The following is a 15,714-nucleotide window of genomic DNA, read 5'->3' on the forward strand; positions in this document are numbered from 1 at the left end:
GCAAATGGAGACAAGGAATTTCTCGAAGATTCCTCTGAATCGAATTATCGCATTGGTGCTGATGGATATCATGTGCATTATCGTGACATCCTTTGCGGCGCTGTATATTCGGTATGAATTTAGTTTCAGCAGCATAGATCCTTTTTTCATGCAGAGCTATGAGAACACCATGGTGCCCAACGTCCTGCTGACCCTGTTCTTTTTTGTCATCTGGAAACTGTACAAAAGCGTGTGGCGTTATGCCAGCGCCAATGAGCTGATCAATATCATCCTGGCTGCGACCTGTGCGGCTATAGGTCAGCTGCTTTACTGCACAGCCTCCGGCAACAGGATGCCGAGAAGCTACTATGTGCTTTACTGGTTCCTGCTGACCACGGCCACCTGCTGCATCCGGTTCGGATACCGTATCCTGCGGATTATCAATAATAAGCGGGCCAGTATGGTGGAACGGAAACAGAAAGTCAGCACCATGATCATCGGTGCGGGCGCGGCCTGCAACATGATTCTCAAGGAGCTGGAGAACAGTCAGTATCTGAATCTGTGCGCGAGATGCATCATTGACGACCAGCCGGGCTGCCATGGAAAGCTGATGCGGGGCGTCCCCATTGTGGGGGGCAGGGACTGTATCCTGGACGCGGTGATTCAGTATGGAATCGATGAGATTATCTTCGCAATTCCGTCGGCCAATAACAAGACGAAAAAAGAAATCCTGGATATCTGTAAGGAATCCGGGTGTAAGCTGCGGACAGTTCCCGGTACTTATCAGCTGATAAACGGGGATGTGTCCGTGTCTGCGTTGAAAGAAGTGGAGATAGAAGATCTGCTGGGGCGGGAGCCCATTCAGATTAATTCCGAGGAGGTTCTGGGCTATGTCAGTGACCGGGTGGTGCTGGTCACGGGGGGCGGCGGCTCCATCGGAGGAGAGCTGTGCAGACAGATTGCCGCCCATCACCCCAGAAAGATGATCATACTGGATATTTATGAGAACAATGCCTATGAGGTGCAGCAGGAGTTGATGCGGCAGTATCCGGAGCTGAATCTGGTGGTGCTCATCGGGTCTGTGCGCAATACCAGCCGGGTGAATTCGGTTTTTGAGACATACCGGCCTGAAATCGTGTACCATGCGGCGGCTCACAAGCATGTGCCCTTGATGGAGGACAGCCCTAATGAAGCGATTAAGAACAATGTCATGGGTACCTGGAAGATTGCCACGGCGGCGGACAGGTACGGTGCGGACAGATTTGTGCTGATATCTACGGATAAGGCGGTGAACCCCACCAATGTCATGGGCGCTTCCAAGCGTATCTGTGAGATGATCATCCAGATGATGAATCAGAGGTCGAAGACAAATTATGTGGCGGTGCGGTTCGGAAATGTGCTGGGGAGTAATGGCAGCGTGATTCCTCTGTTCAAGCAGCAGATTGCGGAGGGCGGCCCTGTAACGGTGACTGACCCGGAAATCATCCGCTATTTCATGACCATCCCTGAGGCAGTGTCTCTGGTGCTGCAGGCGGGAGCCTACGCGAAAGGCGGGGAGATTTTTGTCCTGGATATGGGAGAGCCGGTGAAGATTCTGGATTTGGCCGTGAACCTGATCAAGCTCTCGGGATATCGGCCCGGGGAGGATATCGAAATTAAGTTTACCGGGCTGCGTCCGGGAGAGAAGATGTACGAGGAGCTGCTGATAGAGCAGGAAGAACTGGAGAAGACGGCGAACCGGATGATTTTTGTCGAAAGACCGGTCGGATTCGACGCGGCTGTTTTTGAAAGGCAGCTGGAGAAGCTGATAACCGCGGCGAAAAAGGAATCCTCGGATATCAGGAGTGAGATTCGGGAGATTGTGGGCACCTATCATGCGGATGGTGAGGATGTGGAATGAAGAGAGTGTTGATTACCGGGGCAGGCAGCTATATCGGCACTGCCTTTGAGAACTGGATAGCCGGGCATTCCTCCCAGGTTGTGACCAAGACGCTGGACATGAAGGGCGAGGCATGGCGGGAGCATGATTTTCATGGATATGACAGCGTTTTCCATGTGGCGGGGCTGGCCCACGCGGATGTGGGAAATGTCTCGGAGGAGCGCAGGCAGCTTTACTATAAGGTGAACTGTGATCTGGCCGTGGAGTGCGCCGGGAAAGCGAAAGCAGAGGGCGTCAGGCAGTTCATCTTCATGAGCAGCATCATTATATACGGAGAAAGCGCCGGAATCGGAAAGCGGAAAGTGATTACCAGAGATACGCTTCCAAGTCCGGCTAATTTTTATGGAGACAGCAAGCTCCAGGCGGAGAAAGGATTGGAGGCGCTGGACGGCGATGAATTCAGGGTGGTGATTCTGCGGCCTCCCATGATCTACGGAAAAGGCTCCAGGGGAAATTATCCGCTTTTGGCGAAACTGGCAGTGAAGCTTCCCTTTTTTCCAAAGGAGGACAATCAGCGCAGCATGCTCTATATCGGAAATCTGTGCAGATTCGTGGAGCTGATGGTGGAGAATGGGGAGCGGGGCGTCTTTTATCCCCAGAACAGGGAATATGTGCGCACGGCGGATATGGTGACTGCCATTGCGGCGGAGCATGGGAAGCGGATGCCCCTGACCTGCGTCTTTCATCCGGGTCTGGTGCTTTTGGGCAAAATCGGGGGAAAGCTCGGGGCGCTTACGGACAAGGCCTTTGGAAGCATTGTCTATGAGAGGGAAATGAGCGAGTACAAAGAGGAATACAGGGTGTATGGGTTTAAGGAATCCGTGCATCTGACGGAGAGTTGAGATGCTAAAGACAGTGAGCATAGTGACCGTAACCTACAACAGTGAGAGGGCTCTTGGCGTCACCATGGAATCGGTGCTGAACCAGAGCTATTCCGGGATAGAATATCTGATTATCGACGGCGCGTCCTCGGACGGCACTGTGGCGCTGGCGGAAGGCTACAGAGAGCGGATGGAACGGAGAGGGATTCGGCTTCGCATAGTTTCGGAGAAAGACGGCGGTATTTATGACGCCATGAATAAGGGGATTCGCCTGGCTGCCGGGGATGTGATCGGGATTCTGAACAGTGACGACTGGTATGAGAAGGATACTGTGGAGACGGTGGTGAGGGAGTTTGAAAGGGGCGGGTGCGACCTGCTTTTTTCTGATATCAGGCTGCACAAGGCAGATGGCAGCTGCTTTGTGAAAAAGGCAAGACTTCGCAGATTTCAGACTTCCAGGGACTGGAACCATCCTACTATGTTTGTGAGAGCTGATTTGTATAAGAGCCATCCTTTCAGGAACCAGGGGATTCATGACGACTATGGGTGCTATCTGCAGCTTGTCAGGGAGGGGTACCGCGTCAGAACCCTGGACAAAGTGCTGGCTAATTTCCGTATGGGCGGGGTCAGCAACCGCAAGAACCTAAAGGAGGCTCTGGGGAGAATTCGGGACAGGTATCGGTACTGCTATCGGGTGAATGGGTATAGCAGGTGGTATCTGGCGGAATGTGTGGCTATTGAGGCGGCGAAGATGATTCTGGGATAGCTTTGGGGCAGTTGTTTTGGCGATATATTTGAGAAGAGGCTTTTCGCGGGCTGGCGGTTTTGGCTGAGGAGATAGAAGAAAATGAAAGTATTACAGATTAACAGTCATTATGATCAGGGCGGGGCGGCCAGAATCGTGGCCTGCATCCACAGGCAGCTCCTGGCGGAGGGGGAGGAGTGCTATGTGGCGTTCGGGAGGGGAAAGATGCCCCGGGAGACCAACATCTACCGCTTTGACAATGATGCGGATATCTGCTTTTCCGCTTTTCTGAGCAGGTTTGCCGGGATAAACGGGTGGTGGAACCGCCGGGCCACCAGGCGTCTGATTCATTTTATGGAAGAAATACGGCCGGATGTGGTTCACATGCATGCGCTCCACGGCTACTATCTGAATTTTCCGATGCTTTTTGAGTATATCAACAGTCATGATATTCCATGTGTGTGGACTTTTCATGACTGTCATGCTTTTACCGGGAATTGCGGATATCATTTTCAATGTGACCGCTGGCGGACAGGCTGCGGAAACTGTCGGCAGTTGGGCGGATATCCGAAAAGCCAGTTTTTTGATTTCACTGCTTTTATGTGGAGGAGGAAGAAAGAACTGTTCACGGCAGGCGGTAAGAAAATAATCGTCACGCCGTCCGAATGGCTGACAAATGAGGTGAAGAAATCCTTTTTGAAGCAGTATCCCTGTGTCACTGTAAGGAATGGTATTGATGTGGAGCATACTTTTTTCCCGAGAGACAGGATGAAATGTCGGGAAAAATACGGATATGGGGCGGAAGAGAAGCTGGTGCTGGGCATTGCCGTGGGCTACAGTGACCCGAGAAAGGGCGCGGAATATATCATTCAAACGGCGAAAGACCTTGAGGGGGAAGCGAAAGTCATTTTGATAGGATGGGAGACGAAGAATGACGCTATGCTGGCGGAGTGCGGGAATGTCGTTCCGCTGCCGGCCACGGACAGTGCGGAGATGCTGGCGGAATACTACAGCGCGGCAGACGTGTTCGTGCTGCCGTCCCTGGCGGAAAATTACGCCACCACGGCGCTGGAGGCCATGGCCTGCGGCACGCCGGTGGTGGGCTTTGGCGCAGGGGGGACGCCGGAGCAGCTGGCCGGCGGGAGAGGGATTGTGGTAAAGGCCGGTGACCAGAGGGCTTTTACGGATGCCGTGAGAAAGGCGCTGGATGAGGGGAGCGGACTGCTGCGGGGCAGGGAGCTGGCGGAGCGGATACAGGAGGAGAATTCTGTAACAGGGATGGCGGAAAGGTATCAGGAGATATATCGGAGCCTGCTGGATGGGTAATGTCTGTCTCTTGTCCAGGCCTTGTAGTGGTATATTTTATCAAAAAACATATAATGTAGAAAATGTCAAGTCTTTTTTGGGAATAATATATGTGTTATAATAAATTCAATGTCAAGTCTTGACATTTGCTTAAAAATATGATATAGACACTGATCTTAATAGATATAAGAGGACAAGAGAGATGCAGTTAGATGATGAAATATGTATGAAGTTTCCTGCTGTGTTAAAAGATAAACTATTAAGAAAAGAAATCGAGCTGCCTGACACAGCTTTGCTTGATTATGAACCTATATTGACCTATAGAGCAGTTGTGCGGGAAAAAGATGATTATCGGACTATACAATCTGAAGATTTTAAATCATATTTCGAGTTAAAGAAGACACCTAAAAATGCCAGAGGGATAAAAAAGGATTGGAGCAAGGATCCTCATTATTATGGAGTATCTAGTTTTTTGGATAGGAGAATAGTGGAACAAAAAATGAAATTTCCAAATCCTAAAAAGAAGATTGCGGTAGGAAATGTATATAAAGAAGGAGGCCCGGCGGAAACAAACGAAAAGGACGGGCATGTTTGCTGGTGGCTGTTTGAGAACGCGGATGTAAGTGGGTTTAAGATAGAAGAGGGATAAAGAGATGGAAAAAGAATTATGCTTTAATATTGAAGGCAATAAACTATATTTGGAGCAGGCATTGGTCGATTATAATGATATACCGATTTTTTTTGTGTGCAAGGATGACGAGACATATTATGTGGTATTATGTTCAGATATAGAGGAACTAAGCTATATTGTTGTCAACCTTTCAGAGTTGGAATTATATAATTTATTACATGGAAAATTGTCCATGAGGGAAGTTTTCACAAAACAGCCAAAATACTGGGAGATTATATCCGGGGAAGAAATTGAGTCGGATACAGTAATCTGTAAACATATAGAGGGAATAGATTGTTCTGTTTTGCCGCAGGAAGGGGCATATTTTGAGATTTTAACAGATGAAGTATCATCATATGTTAAAAAATTTGATAATATGTTCTTATCAACGGAACGGTTTGAAGATTTGCTGCAAAAACCAGATTATAATGAGAATCTATTAAACGAGATTTTGGAAAATAGTCTTGAATTTATGGAAAGATTTGTGGAGTTATGGGATTGTCAACAAAGAATATCAGTCGGTTTTCAGAGTAATGACATAGCTTATGGGGAGACTATGGATGCTATGTCCAATCCAAATACAATAATAACAAAACAAGAAAATTATGAAGAATGGATGTCAACTGATATAAATATTTTAGCATATGCAGCATAGAGGAGAAATTATGCAAGACAAAGATGGTATCCGCAGTGTATTAAAATTGGAGAAGCTCGTTTTTGATAAAATTGAATTTAAAAGATTGGGGTTTAAAAATGACAAAGAAATCGAATTAAGGATACGTTCAAATATTTCTCAAAAGCAGGGTGCTGATATATATAGGATTACTTTGGTTTTGAATGGCGATAAACCGGAAGAATATTCTTTTGAAATTAGCCTGACAGGTTTTTTTGCTATTGAGGATTGTCCTGATATTACACAAGAATTAAAGGATGATTTAGTCAGTAAAAATGCGGTTGCTATTTTGATGCCATATTTAAGAAGCGAAGTTTCGTTATTGACGGCACAACCGGGGATGGAATGTGTTGTGCTGCCGGCATTTAATATTAATAAGATGCTTGAAGAGTAAATGAGCCATGTTGGGGAAAAGCAAAATCTTGCAGTTCTTGTATAATAAAACAAGAATTGCAAGATTTATTGCGGTTTATGGCTAAAGGTGGTATGGGTAATATATGACGATATCTGTATGTATGGGAATTTATAATGGAGAAAAATATATTGAGAAGCAGCTGGATTCTATTTTCAGGCAGACCAGAAAGGCAGATGAGGTTATCCTCTGTGACGATTGCTCTATGGATGGGACAGTGGAGACTGTCCGGCGGTTTATAGAAAGGAACGGTCTGCAGGAAAGCTGGAGACTGTATTGTAATAAGGAGAACAGGGGATATCCGGGGAATTTCTATGATGTGATGAGCCTGTGCAACATGGATGTGGTGTTCCTGGCGGATCAGGATGATGTCTGGGCGGAGACAAAGCTGGAGCGGATGTGCGCGGCGTTGGAGCGGCATCCGGAGGCGGCGGTTGTGGCATGTAAGTTCGGGCTGATGGATGGGGAGGGCGAGAAGATTCATGCCGTGATGGCGCCTACCCATAGTCTGGAGACGGGAAAACTGCACAGGGTGGAGCTTCGGGAGATTTTCTATAAGTATCAATGGCCCGGGATGGTGCTGGCGTATCGGAATGGGTGGTACCGGGAGCGGAGACAGGATAGCACAGAGGCGTATCGGATTCCCCATGATATCTTCCTCTGTGCCATGGCAGCGGAGGAGGGAGCCTTTTTTCAGTTGGATGAGGAACTGGCTTACCACAGGCGGCATGAGAGCAATACGGCAGCGGAAGAGCACCGGGTGGGGAGGCTGCTGGAGAAAGAGAGGAAACTTTGGGAGATAGAGAAGTATCTCGATATGCTTCGGGCGTTCCAGGGCGGGGAGGTATTGCGGACAGAAGAGGGGAAGCGGACTCTGCAGGAGAAGCTGAGTACGATGGAGGGGCGGTACGAGGCGCTGAAGTCCGGGAAGATGTGGATGGTGCTGCGGCGGGCTTTTCGGGACAGACGGAATGTGCGGCTGGCTACGGTGGTTTGTGATTTGGTGATTGTGCGAGGGGAAAAGGGGAATGGAGAAAAAAGCAAAACTACCTATCGGAATAGAAAATTTTGAAAAACTTAGGACAGAGAATTTCTACTATGTGGACAAGACAGGGCTGATAAAGGAATTGCTGGATAACTGGGGAGAAGTGAACCTATTCACTCGCCCCAGGCGCTTCGGCAAGTCTCTGAACATGAACATGTTGCGGTATTTCTTTGAATATGGCTGTAGGGCTGAAATCTTTGATGGGCTGGAAATCAGCAAGGAAAAATCGTACTGTGAAAAATACATGGGGAAATTTCCGGTCATTTCCATCACATTAAAGGGAGTGGACGCAAGGGACTTTGAGGGGGCAAAAGATATGCTGCGCTCTATTATAGGAGATGAAGCCATGCGGTTCCAGTTCCTTTTGGAGAGTGGGAAGTTGTCAGATGAAGAGAAAGAGCGCTATCAACGGCTGATTGCGATTGACCCAGATGGTCAGAGGCAGTTTGCCATGTCGGACAATGCGCTTACGGATAGTCTGAGAACCCTGTGCAGGCTGCTGTGCAAGCATTATGGACAGAAAGTCATCCTTCTGATAGATGAGTACGACGTGCCTCTGGACAAGGCTCAGCAGTCCGGCTGCTATGACGAGATGGTCAGCTTGATTCGAGGTTTGTTTGGCCAGGCCCTAAAGACCAACGATAGCCTGTATTTTGCTGTATTGACAGGATGCCTGCGGATAGCAAAAGAGAGCATTTTTACAGGGCTGAACAATTTTAATACATTTTCGGTCACGGATGTGCCTTTTGGCGAATATTTTGGCTTTACTGACAAAGAAGTTGCCGCAATGCTGGAATACTATGGGGTGGCTGATAAATTTGACATCGTGAAAAACTGGTATGATGGATATCGATTTGGGATGTCGGATGTCTATTGTCCATGGGATGTCATCAACTATTGCAGAGAACTGCGGTTTGACAGGGAAGCTTATCCAAGGGCTTTTTGGATTAATACCAGCGGCAACGACATCATCAGACGTTTCATCCGGATGGCGACATCCGGGACAAAGCGGGAATTGGAAACTCTGATTGCGGGGGAGACAGTCTTTCACCGCATCCGTCAGGAGCTGACCTATCGGGAACTGTATGAAAGCATCGATAACCTGTGGAGTGTGCTCTTCACCACTGGTTACCTGACCCGGCGCGGGGCAGAGGAGGGCGATATGTATCGGTTGGCTCTTCCTAATCTGGAGATTCGGCAGATTTTTGTGGAGCAGGTCATGGAGTGGTTTCAGGAAGAAGTTCAAAAAGATATCTCTGGCTTGGACGCATTTTGTGACTCTTTGCTCAAGGCGGATGCTGCTGCGGTGGAGGCGCAGTTTGGTGCATACTTGCGCAGGACAATCAGTATTCGGGATACTGCCGTAAGAAAGAACCGAAAAGAGAATTTTTACCATGGTATACTGCTGGGGCTGTTGGGACATCGGGAAGACTGGATTGTGACTTCCAACGCAGAATCTGGGGATGGATACAGTGACATTCTGGTAGAACTGGCGGAAGAGGGAATCGGTATCGTGATAGAAGTCAAATATGCGGAGGAGAAACAGTTGGAGGCGGCCTGTACGGAAGCACTGGCACAGATAGCAAGAATGGATTATGATGCCCGGCTGCGACAGGACGGAATGGATACTATCATCAGATATGGGATTGGCTGCTGCAGGAAAAAGTGTAAGGTAGTGGTGCAGGGATAAAAGCATGTGGAATGTTATGAGGCCAGCAGTTTATATCTGGATTTCGGGCAGAAATTGATGGTTTTACTATTTGATAAGCAGTTTGAGCGGCTGAGGTATATTAAAATTTGAAGATCTCTTAAATAAAGCTATCGGCATTGAACAGCAAATGTATGATTTTAAACTTGGTTTGACATTATTAGAAGATGGTTCAAAAAATCCCAATATTGTATCCAAGATTGTAAAAACGTTGACAGCTATGGCAAATACAAATTCAGACGAAGAAGGTATTGTAATAATTGGTGTGGCAAATGATATTGCTTCTGCCCAAAATTATCAAAGCCATTACAATTCTAATTGGATAGAGATTGATAAATGTTTTGTTACAGGCATTAATGATGAAGTAAAGAAGTATTGGGGTAGTTTAGAAAATTATGTTCAATATTTAAAGAGAGAGATTTCTAAACAGCCGATTCAAGATGACGTAAAAAGTCAAATTCTGACTAATTTTAATGTCATAAATTATGAGGAGAAAACAGTTGTTATTCTTAAATGTAAAAATAATGGACATTCTTTTACATACAAAAATGAATTTTACGAAAGGAGAGGTAGCAATACAGAAAAAGTAGAAATTGGTTCTGCTTCATTTAATGAATTAATGCGTAGGACTACCAGACAAGGCTTTTAGTTGAATTCAGAGTACAATTATTGCAATATTTTGCTGCTAGGTATCAATTTTGAGGCTGTAAATTTTTTTGTGTCTGTGGAGGAAAAATCTTTCCGTTCCGGTCGCTGAGCATCCTTATCCAAAACTTGGAGCTTTCATTGGTGCCTACCGTGATGTTGAGTCTCTCCTTGTATACTTCCGTCGTGACACCCAGCACCATATGGGCCTTCAGGCTGAGGATTCGTCTGTCCTCCTTAATCCTGTAGTGGATGCAGTCCATGAACTCGAAAGGGTCGCTGCCTGTCCTGGGGGACATCAATCGGGAGCTCCTCATACTGGCTTTTGAGTTTCTTGGGGGAATGGCACTTGCGCTTGTTGGCGGCCTCCATGTCCCCCAACAGCATGTTCGGCTCTGCCTCTATGAACTCTGCAGGATGCCCTTGAAGCCATCCTGCAGGAAAGCGTAGACGTCTGCCGCACTATGGATGCTATTATCATAAACTAAAGCGTCTGCAGACTTTGATAGCCATCTTTAAAAAAGAAAGAACAATTCTGCAGAATTGTTTTGGGGTTCACGCACTCCAACATGGCCCCTCCCTGCTTGTCTTTAGAATAGGAGATTGTCGGATGTTCTTTTTCTGGCATGTAATCTTCCAGGAAATCGATTTCCTGAAGCGCTCGTTGAATTTCTGCACTGAGTTTCCTATATTTTTCTTCAAAATAACCATATCTCTCAATACAATTTCTATATGTATCTGTCAAAATACTGTCATTCACATACTTGCGGAATTTTATACTAAAGTATTCATTTTGACGCACTGTGTAGACATCTTTATATACATTGCCAAATCCGTTACTCCAATCTGCCAAAAACCATGCCTCTATTTCCGGTGCCGCATAAAAAAAGATGACAGGGATATCGGGGCGTATTTTATTCAAACGCTCTATGACCCTATTTTTAAAGCATTTCCAGCTATCCTCATCGATAATGCCTGTGCCGTCTTCCTGCACCGAAAGGAATCGTCCATCCTTGTCGTCCTCTATCAGAATAGCTTCATAGCCTTCCTCTTCAAATCGCTTTTTCCCTATAAATTCAGCCGCAAAGTCAATTAGTTTTTCTCCAGTCATTCCGTTTTGCTCTTTTAAAATTTGATGTTTATGCCTATCTTTGATAGCTCCTTTACTTTTTCTTGGTCCAATGGGACACAGCTGGATGTATTCAACTCCGTCATTTATTTTCTGCATAAACGACTTCATAGCGTTCAATTCTGTATAGCCTGCGGTAAAAAAACAGGCTACCCGCTTCTTTTCACTCACTGAGGCCACCCTCCAATCATCGGATCTCCTATGCGGTACAAATCGCCAAGCGTCCATTCCCCTAGCTCTGGCCTCATTTCTTCTATATCCAGCTTGCGCAGCGGAATTCTGCTAAGCGGGTCAAAGACAAATATCCCTACCTCGCCCAAAAGGAATCCATCTGTAAACTCATCCAAAAAATCTGGCGAATGCGTGCTGATAAAGCACTGTTTAAAGCTTTGGCAACGCAATATCTCCTTTGCCAGCAATTTCTGCCATGCCGGATGGAGATTCATTTCCGGTTCGTCTATGGCGAGCATCGAAATGCCATTATGCTCTGGAAGATTCAGCATCAGCAATAGCAGTAGCAGATGAATCGTACCATCGCTAAGCTCCGATAAAGGGAAATAATATCCGTTCATTTTCAGTTCCATCCATATTTTCCCCCCGGCCTCGGGCACACGGATGTCTTCACAGGAATTTACAAGCTTTTTCAGCACAGATAAATACTTATCCCTGAATTCCGAATCCATATTCATCGTATTCAAAAAGACATTGACAAAGTTTGAGCCGTCCTTTTTCAGATAACTGCCGTCAGCCTGTTCATCCTGCATTTCACGGATGGCCGCAATATTAAATGCCGTGCAGGAATAGGAGAAAAAGCTGCGGAAGTATATGCGCATGGCTTCAAGCACATTGCGTATCTCATCGCGCACAAACGGCGTACTGAACAACTCTTTCTTCTCAAAGAAAAGATTGTCCATCTGCAGCAGCACCGATTCATATTTATTGACATCTGTATACAGCCGTTTATTCTTTGCCCCTGTCATTCCTGCCGTTGAAAAGGCTCCGATTCCCGATTTAGGAGAATGGCACCGGAAAAAATTATATGGCACAAGAGCGCCTTCCCGCGCCTCAGAGCTGTCTAAGGATTCCTCCGCAATATAGTTTTCCTCTCTTTTTTTGCCAACATTCGCACAGAGCGTGTAAACAACCGAACGCCCTTTCAGCAGCTCAAGATTCCAGACAAATCGAAACGATGAGTCATGGGCATGCCTGTCTACAGCAGTATTCCATCCGTTTCGCTTCAATTCTGACAAAAATCCTGTTGTCTCCGCTTTCGGATTGCTCACCATATTAGCCGCAAAAGACAATGCCCTGATAAAATTGCTCTTTCCTGCATTGTTCGCACCAATCAGTATATTTATCTTTGCAAATTCCAAATCTTCGCAAAAGACATTCCGAAAATTTTTACATGAAAAACTACGAATCATATGATTTGCTCTCCATATTCTTTGACCAGTTTTTGGCTCTGCTTGTATAGTTTAACATAATTCTGTTCTGGTTAGCAACATTATTTTCGCAAGAATTTTCTTCGCTTCGTTGTTCGGGATTCAAGTCTCGCTGTATAATTCAATAGATTCTGAAAAGTATATGTTTTTTATCATTCATTCTTTCGTAGCCTCCAACTGTAATTACCCATTTTTTAGTTTTTTGAATTTTAATTTTCCACTGCCCAATTAGCATCACACTGCTTACATAGCCTATATTTACCCAGATGATTGTCCAAGGATGCATATTCCCGAATATTGCCTAACTCGTTCTTATTTTCAAAATCAAAGCAACACCCGACAATTGTTCCATCCCATCTTACATTTATCACATGCTGCTTGATGAAATAGCAATTCCTTTGATGGTTCAATGCATCGGCATCCTCCAAAGTTCTTTTTGTTCCCTCGACATTTCCTGCCCAGGTATGTACGGGAATCATTTGCAGTAAATGCCTAAATTCATCTGGGATATTATCTAAAGTATTTCTGACATATTTTCCCTGCTCTTCATCAGGCGGGAAATCAAGTACTTTTCCTTGAAAGAACATTATGTCTCCACTATTAATGTATTCTTTCAAGTGTCTTTTGGAGAAATTTATTGCTTCAATGCCATTTTCAGAAAACCAACTGCAACACATCAAAAAAGCCTCTAACGATTTCAAAGTATGAAGTGTAATGACTAAATGCCTTAAACCCGCATGATAGAGTTTTATCAGCATTTCCTTTGTCAGTAATATACCATTTGTGCTGATTACAGGTTTGATACCTGCATCAACGCCCCACTGTATATAAGTGCACAATTTAGGATGCAGCAATGGCTCTCCTACCCTGTGATAATTTAATGTCTGCCCTTTTCTTGTCCAGGCTAAAGTCGCCAAAACAGTGCCATCATCAATGAACCCCTTTTTATAATGTGTGGTAGGTGTTCCACAATTATGACAATTAAGATTACAGCTATTTGTCATTTCCATTTCTTCGATTTTGAAAAAATTGCAGTACTTATTTTTCCCATAATAATAGACAGCTGGTGTTTTCTGAATGCTTGTCTCAGTTCCTTTTCTTTCAAACACTGTTACATAATATTGTCCATATCCTTTCAATTCAAAATTGCATACTTTTGCTTTTGAGTACCATATCTTTTCTATCACAATTTCATCTTTCATCAAATAGAAAGCATACTGTGTTTCGGGGGGGTAATTTCGTCTTCAATCTGTACATACAGTACATCCTCTAGGATTTTGAATTCAATTTTCATCCTTGATCAACTCCATTTCTTTTTTTAGTATTTCATACCTTTTCTCCCACGTATTTGTATTGAGAAAAGTCTGTTGCTGTTCTTTACTATATTTAGGTGGAAAATGTTTCTCTATAAGGCTTAATAGTAAATTTATGTACTCATCTCTATCATTATAAAAATATACAAAGTCATGCAAGCGCTCTATTTCCGGATAGTATACACTTATAATACATTTCCCAAAAGCGATATATTCATACAATTTTACGGGATCTACAGCTAACACTATGTCGTTTACGATAAAAGGCATAATAAGGCAATCGTATTCTTTGATTGCATCCCATAATGTATCATGGGGAATTGAGCCATGATAAACGATTCCGGTAGTGTAAGGCTTTTTAATGACTACAGGGCCAACTAAATGATACTCAATATCAGGTATCATTTCTAAACTGCTCTCAACCAGAGGGAAGTCGAACCAGCTCGATATTGTGCCAATATATCCCAATAAATATCTCGTTTTCGGTGCAGGCCGAGTTATATGATGTATATCATGGGAGACAGTGCCATTCCTGATTAAAATACTTTTCGGATGACCTGCAATGAAATCCACTTTTTTTCGCAGCGATTCAGATGATGCTATCAATAGCCTGCTCTTTTGAATTAGCTTGACTTCCTGGGTCAAAATATTGGCGACTCTTTTTGAATCAGGATATAAGAACTCATAATTATCCATACAATCATAGATTATACTGCCCTTATAATCATCAGGAATATAACGGGCATATAAGGGATACCCAATAAAAACATATTGATAACGGTTTAGGTTTCTAAATAAGCCGGCATTTAGCAAGGCTGAAATCTTACCAATCAACCTGCTTTTTTCCTGATAAGGAATTGTCCACAGGATATGAAATTTGATTCCTGGCTTATTGGGAATTTTTTTCTTCTTTTTCAAAATACTTCTCGGAAATATGACTGTTAATCGATAATCTCGAGATAGTTTATCGGCAAATATATGCGGACGTTGGTATATCCAATCCCAATCAATTCCCATAATATATAGCATCTGAGTTTCTTTCATAATATCACCATGACATATTAATCCCCGGTATAATTGATTATAGGAAAATTCCAGAATTCATTATCGCCATTTGGTGTAGTTAAATAATACATAACTGTGTAGTTGCCAGGTTCATCAAAAGAATAGGTCAAATCTCTTCCGGAAGAATTCATGGTAGTGTAATAGCCTCCATTTTTATAAATATACCATTTAATATTGAAGTTCCACGAATAATCAAAGTCTACAGAAAATTTATAGGTGGATTCATCAATCTGCTCCAATGTCTGGCCTTTATAGTTCAGGTTATAAACAGAACCATCATTCACAACAGTGGCTTCGTCACCGGATACATTCGCGATTTCAGCAATAATCGCAGATTTACGCTGCCCATTTTTTGACTTGACATAGGCCTTTAACAGATATTCGCCCTGTGGAACTGTGCAGGAGAAAACAGGGCTTTCTGCATAATCGGATTTTAGTATTGTAGTAGCTGTCAGTTTGTCTATCAGATAATAAGCATAGGATAAATCTTCTCTGGCTGTAAGGTTATCGGCGGTTAAAATAGTTCCATTTGTTTGGACTACTACATTCTGCAGGTCGAAATGCTCCCGAGGCTTTAGTGGTATGGAAATGGTATCCAATGATATGGTTTTACTGATGCTGTCATATATAATATCTGACTCTTTAATTTTCATAGTTTCAGCCGCTTCTTTCTGCGTTAGTTCTATATATTCGTTTTCATCTTCTATAGTAATGACTGTTATATAAGAACCAGAGGAACAATGCATATCAAATTTTAGAGTTGTTGTTGTATCTAAAAGCCCCATCGAACGGGATATATGTCCGTAATCTGTTTCATCAGTAC

16 protein-coding genes are annotated in these 15,714 nt (G+C 44.3%); 10 read left to right on the forward strand and 6 right to left on the reverse strand.

Annotated features, from left to right (window positions below; all coding sequences use genetic code 11):
• The first annotated feature begins 4 nt into the window (after window positions 1-4).
• From NFS35_RS12845 to NFS35_RS12890, 10 genes are all read left to right on the forward strand, one after another.
• A complete protein-coding gene (locus NFS35_RS12845) occupies window positions 5-1,879 on the forward strand; it encodes a polysaccharide biosynthesis protein (protein ID WP_251207527.1) in 1,875 nt (624 codons plus the stop codon).
• Window positions 1,876-2,760, forward strand: a complete 885-nt coding sequence (locus NFS35_RS12850; RefSeq protein WP_251207528.1) for an NAD-dependent epimerase/dehydratase family protein — start codon at window positions 1,876-1,878, stop codon at window positions 2,758-2,760. Before NFS35_RS12845 ends, NFS35_RS12850 begins: the two co-directional genes overlap by 4 nt.
• A 1-nt stretch (window position 2,761) precedes the next feature.
• The gene (locus NFS35_RS12855) at window positions 2,762-3,505 is read left to right on the forward strand and encodes a glycosyltransferase family 2 protein (RefSeq protein ID WP_251207529.1); all 744 of its coding nucleotides are present in this window, start codon (window positions 2,762-2,764) and stop codon (window positions 3,503-3,505) included.
• An 81-nt stretch (window positions 3,506-3,586) separates the two neighbouring features.
• Window positions 3,587-4,810, forward strand: a complete 1,224-nt coding sequence (locus NFS35_RS12860) for a glycosyltransferase (RefSeq protein WP_251207530.1) — start codon at window positions 3,587-3,589, stop codon at window positions 4,808-4,810.
• A 181-nt stretch (window positions 4,811-4,991) separates the two neighbouring features.
• Complete coding sequence (locus NFS35_RS12865; protein WP_251207531.1) at window positions 4,992-5,438, forward strand: hypothetical protein; 447 nt, start codon at window positions 4,992-4,994, stop codon at window positions 5,436-5,438.
• Window positions 5,439-5,442: 4 nt separating this feature from the next.
• The gene (locus NFS35_RS12870) at window positions 5,443-6,114 is read left to right on the forward strand and encodes a hypothetical protein (protein WP_251207532.1); all 672 of its coding nucleotides are present in this window, start codon (window positions 5,443-5,445) and stop codon (window positions 6,112-6,114) included.
• 10 nt (window positions 6,115-6,124) lie between these two features.
• The gene (locus NFS35_RS12875; RefSeq protein WP_251207533.1) at window positions 6,125-6,526 is read left to right on the forward strand and encodes a protein-export chaperone SecB; all 402 of its coding nucleotides are present in this window, start codon (window positions 6,125-6,127) and stop codon (window positions 6,524-6,526) included.
• Window positions 6,527-6,629: 103 nt separating this feature from the next.
• Window positions 6,630-7,616 carry a glycosyltransferase gene (locus NFS35_RS12880; protein ID WP_251207534.1) on the forward strand — a complete coding sequence of 329 codons (987 nt, stop codon included), beginning with the start codon at window positions 6,630-6,632 and terminating at the stop codon, window positions 7,614-7,616.
• Window positions 7,573-9,279, forward strand: a complete 1,707-nt coding sequence (locus NFS35_RS12885; RefSeq protein ID WP_251207535.1) for an AAA family ATPase — start codon at window positions 7,573-7,575, stop codon at window positions 9,277-9,279. Before NFS35_RS12880 ends, NFS35_RS12885 begins: the two co-directional genes overlap by 44 nt.
• 148 nt (window positions 9,280-9,427) lie before the next feature.
• Window positions 9,428-9,946, forward strand: a complete 519-nt coding sequence (locus tag NFS35_RS12890) for an ATP-binding protein (RefSeq protein WP_251207536.1) — start codon at window positions 9,428-9,430, stop codon at window positions 9,944-9,946.
• Between the two features lie 43 nt (window positions 9,947-9,989).
• On the opposite strand, the gene NFS35_RS12895 is transcribed toward NFS35_RS12890, so the two are convergent.
• From NFS35_RS12895 to NFS35_RS12920, 6 genes are all read right to left on the reverse strand, one after another.
• Window positions 9,990-10,241, reverse strand: a complete 252-nt coding sequence (locus NFS35_RS12895) for a transposase (RefSeq protein WP_251207537.1) — start codon at window positions 10,239-10,241, stop codon at window positions 9,990-9,992.
• Window positions 10,242-10,426: 185 nt separating this feature from the next.
• The gene (locus NFS35_RS12900; RefSeq protein WP_251207538.1) at window positions 10,427-11,242 is read right to left on the reverse strand and encodes a hypothetical protein; all 816 of its coding nucleotides are present in this window, start codon (window positions 11,240-11,242) and stop codon (window positions 10,427-10,429) included.
• Entirely contained in the window at window positions 11,239-12,495 is a 1,257-nt protein-coding gene (locus tag NFS35_RS12905) for an AAA family ATPase (protein WP_251207539.1), read from the reverse strand. The genes NFS35_RS12900 and NFS35_RS12905 overlap by 4 nt, the downstream gene beginning before the upstream one ends.
• Window positions 12,496-12,722: 227 nt before the next feature.
• Window positions 12,723-13,700 (reverse strand): radical SAM/SPASM domain-containing protein, encoded by a 978-nt coding sequence (locus NFS35_RS12910; RefSeq protein ID WP_251207540.1) that lies wholly within the window; start codon window positions 13,698-13,700, stop codon window positions 12,723-12,725.
• A gap of 96 nt (window positions 13,701-13,796) precedes the next feature.
• Window positions 13,797-14,870 carry a glycosyltransferase family protein gene (locus NFS35_RS12915; RefSeq protein WP_251207541.1) on the reverse strand — a complete coding sequence of 358 codons (1,074 nt, stop codon included), beginning with the start codon at window positions 14,868-14,870 and terminating at the stop codon, window positions 13,797-13,799.
• Window positions 14,871-14,887: 17 nt separating this feature from the next.
• Window positions 14,888-15,676: a hypothetical protein gene (locus tag NFS35_RS12920; protein ID WP_251207542.1), complete on the reverse strand. Its 789-nt coding sequence runs from the start codon at window positions 15,674-15,676 to the stop codon at window positions 14,888-14,890.
• Between the last annotated feature and the right edge of the window lie 38 nt (window positions 15,677-15,714).

The organism is Acetatifactor aquisgranensis (genome assembly GCF_943193215.1).
GTDB lineage: Bacteria > Bacillota > Clostridia > Lachnospirales > Lachnospiraceae > Acetatifactor > Acetatifactor aquisgranensis.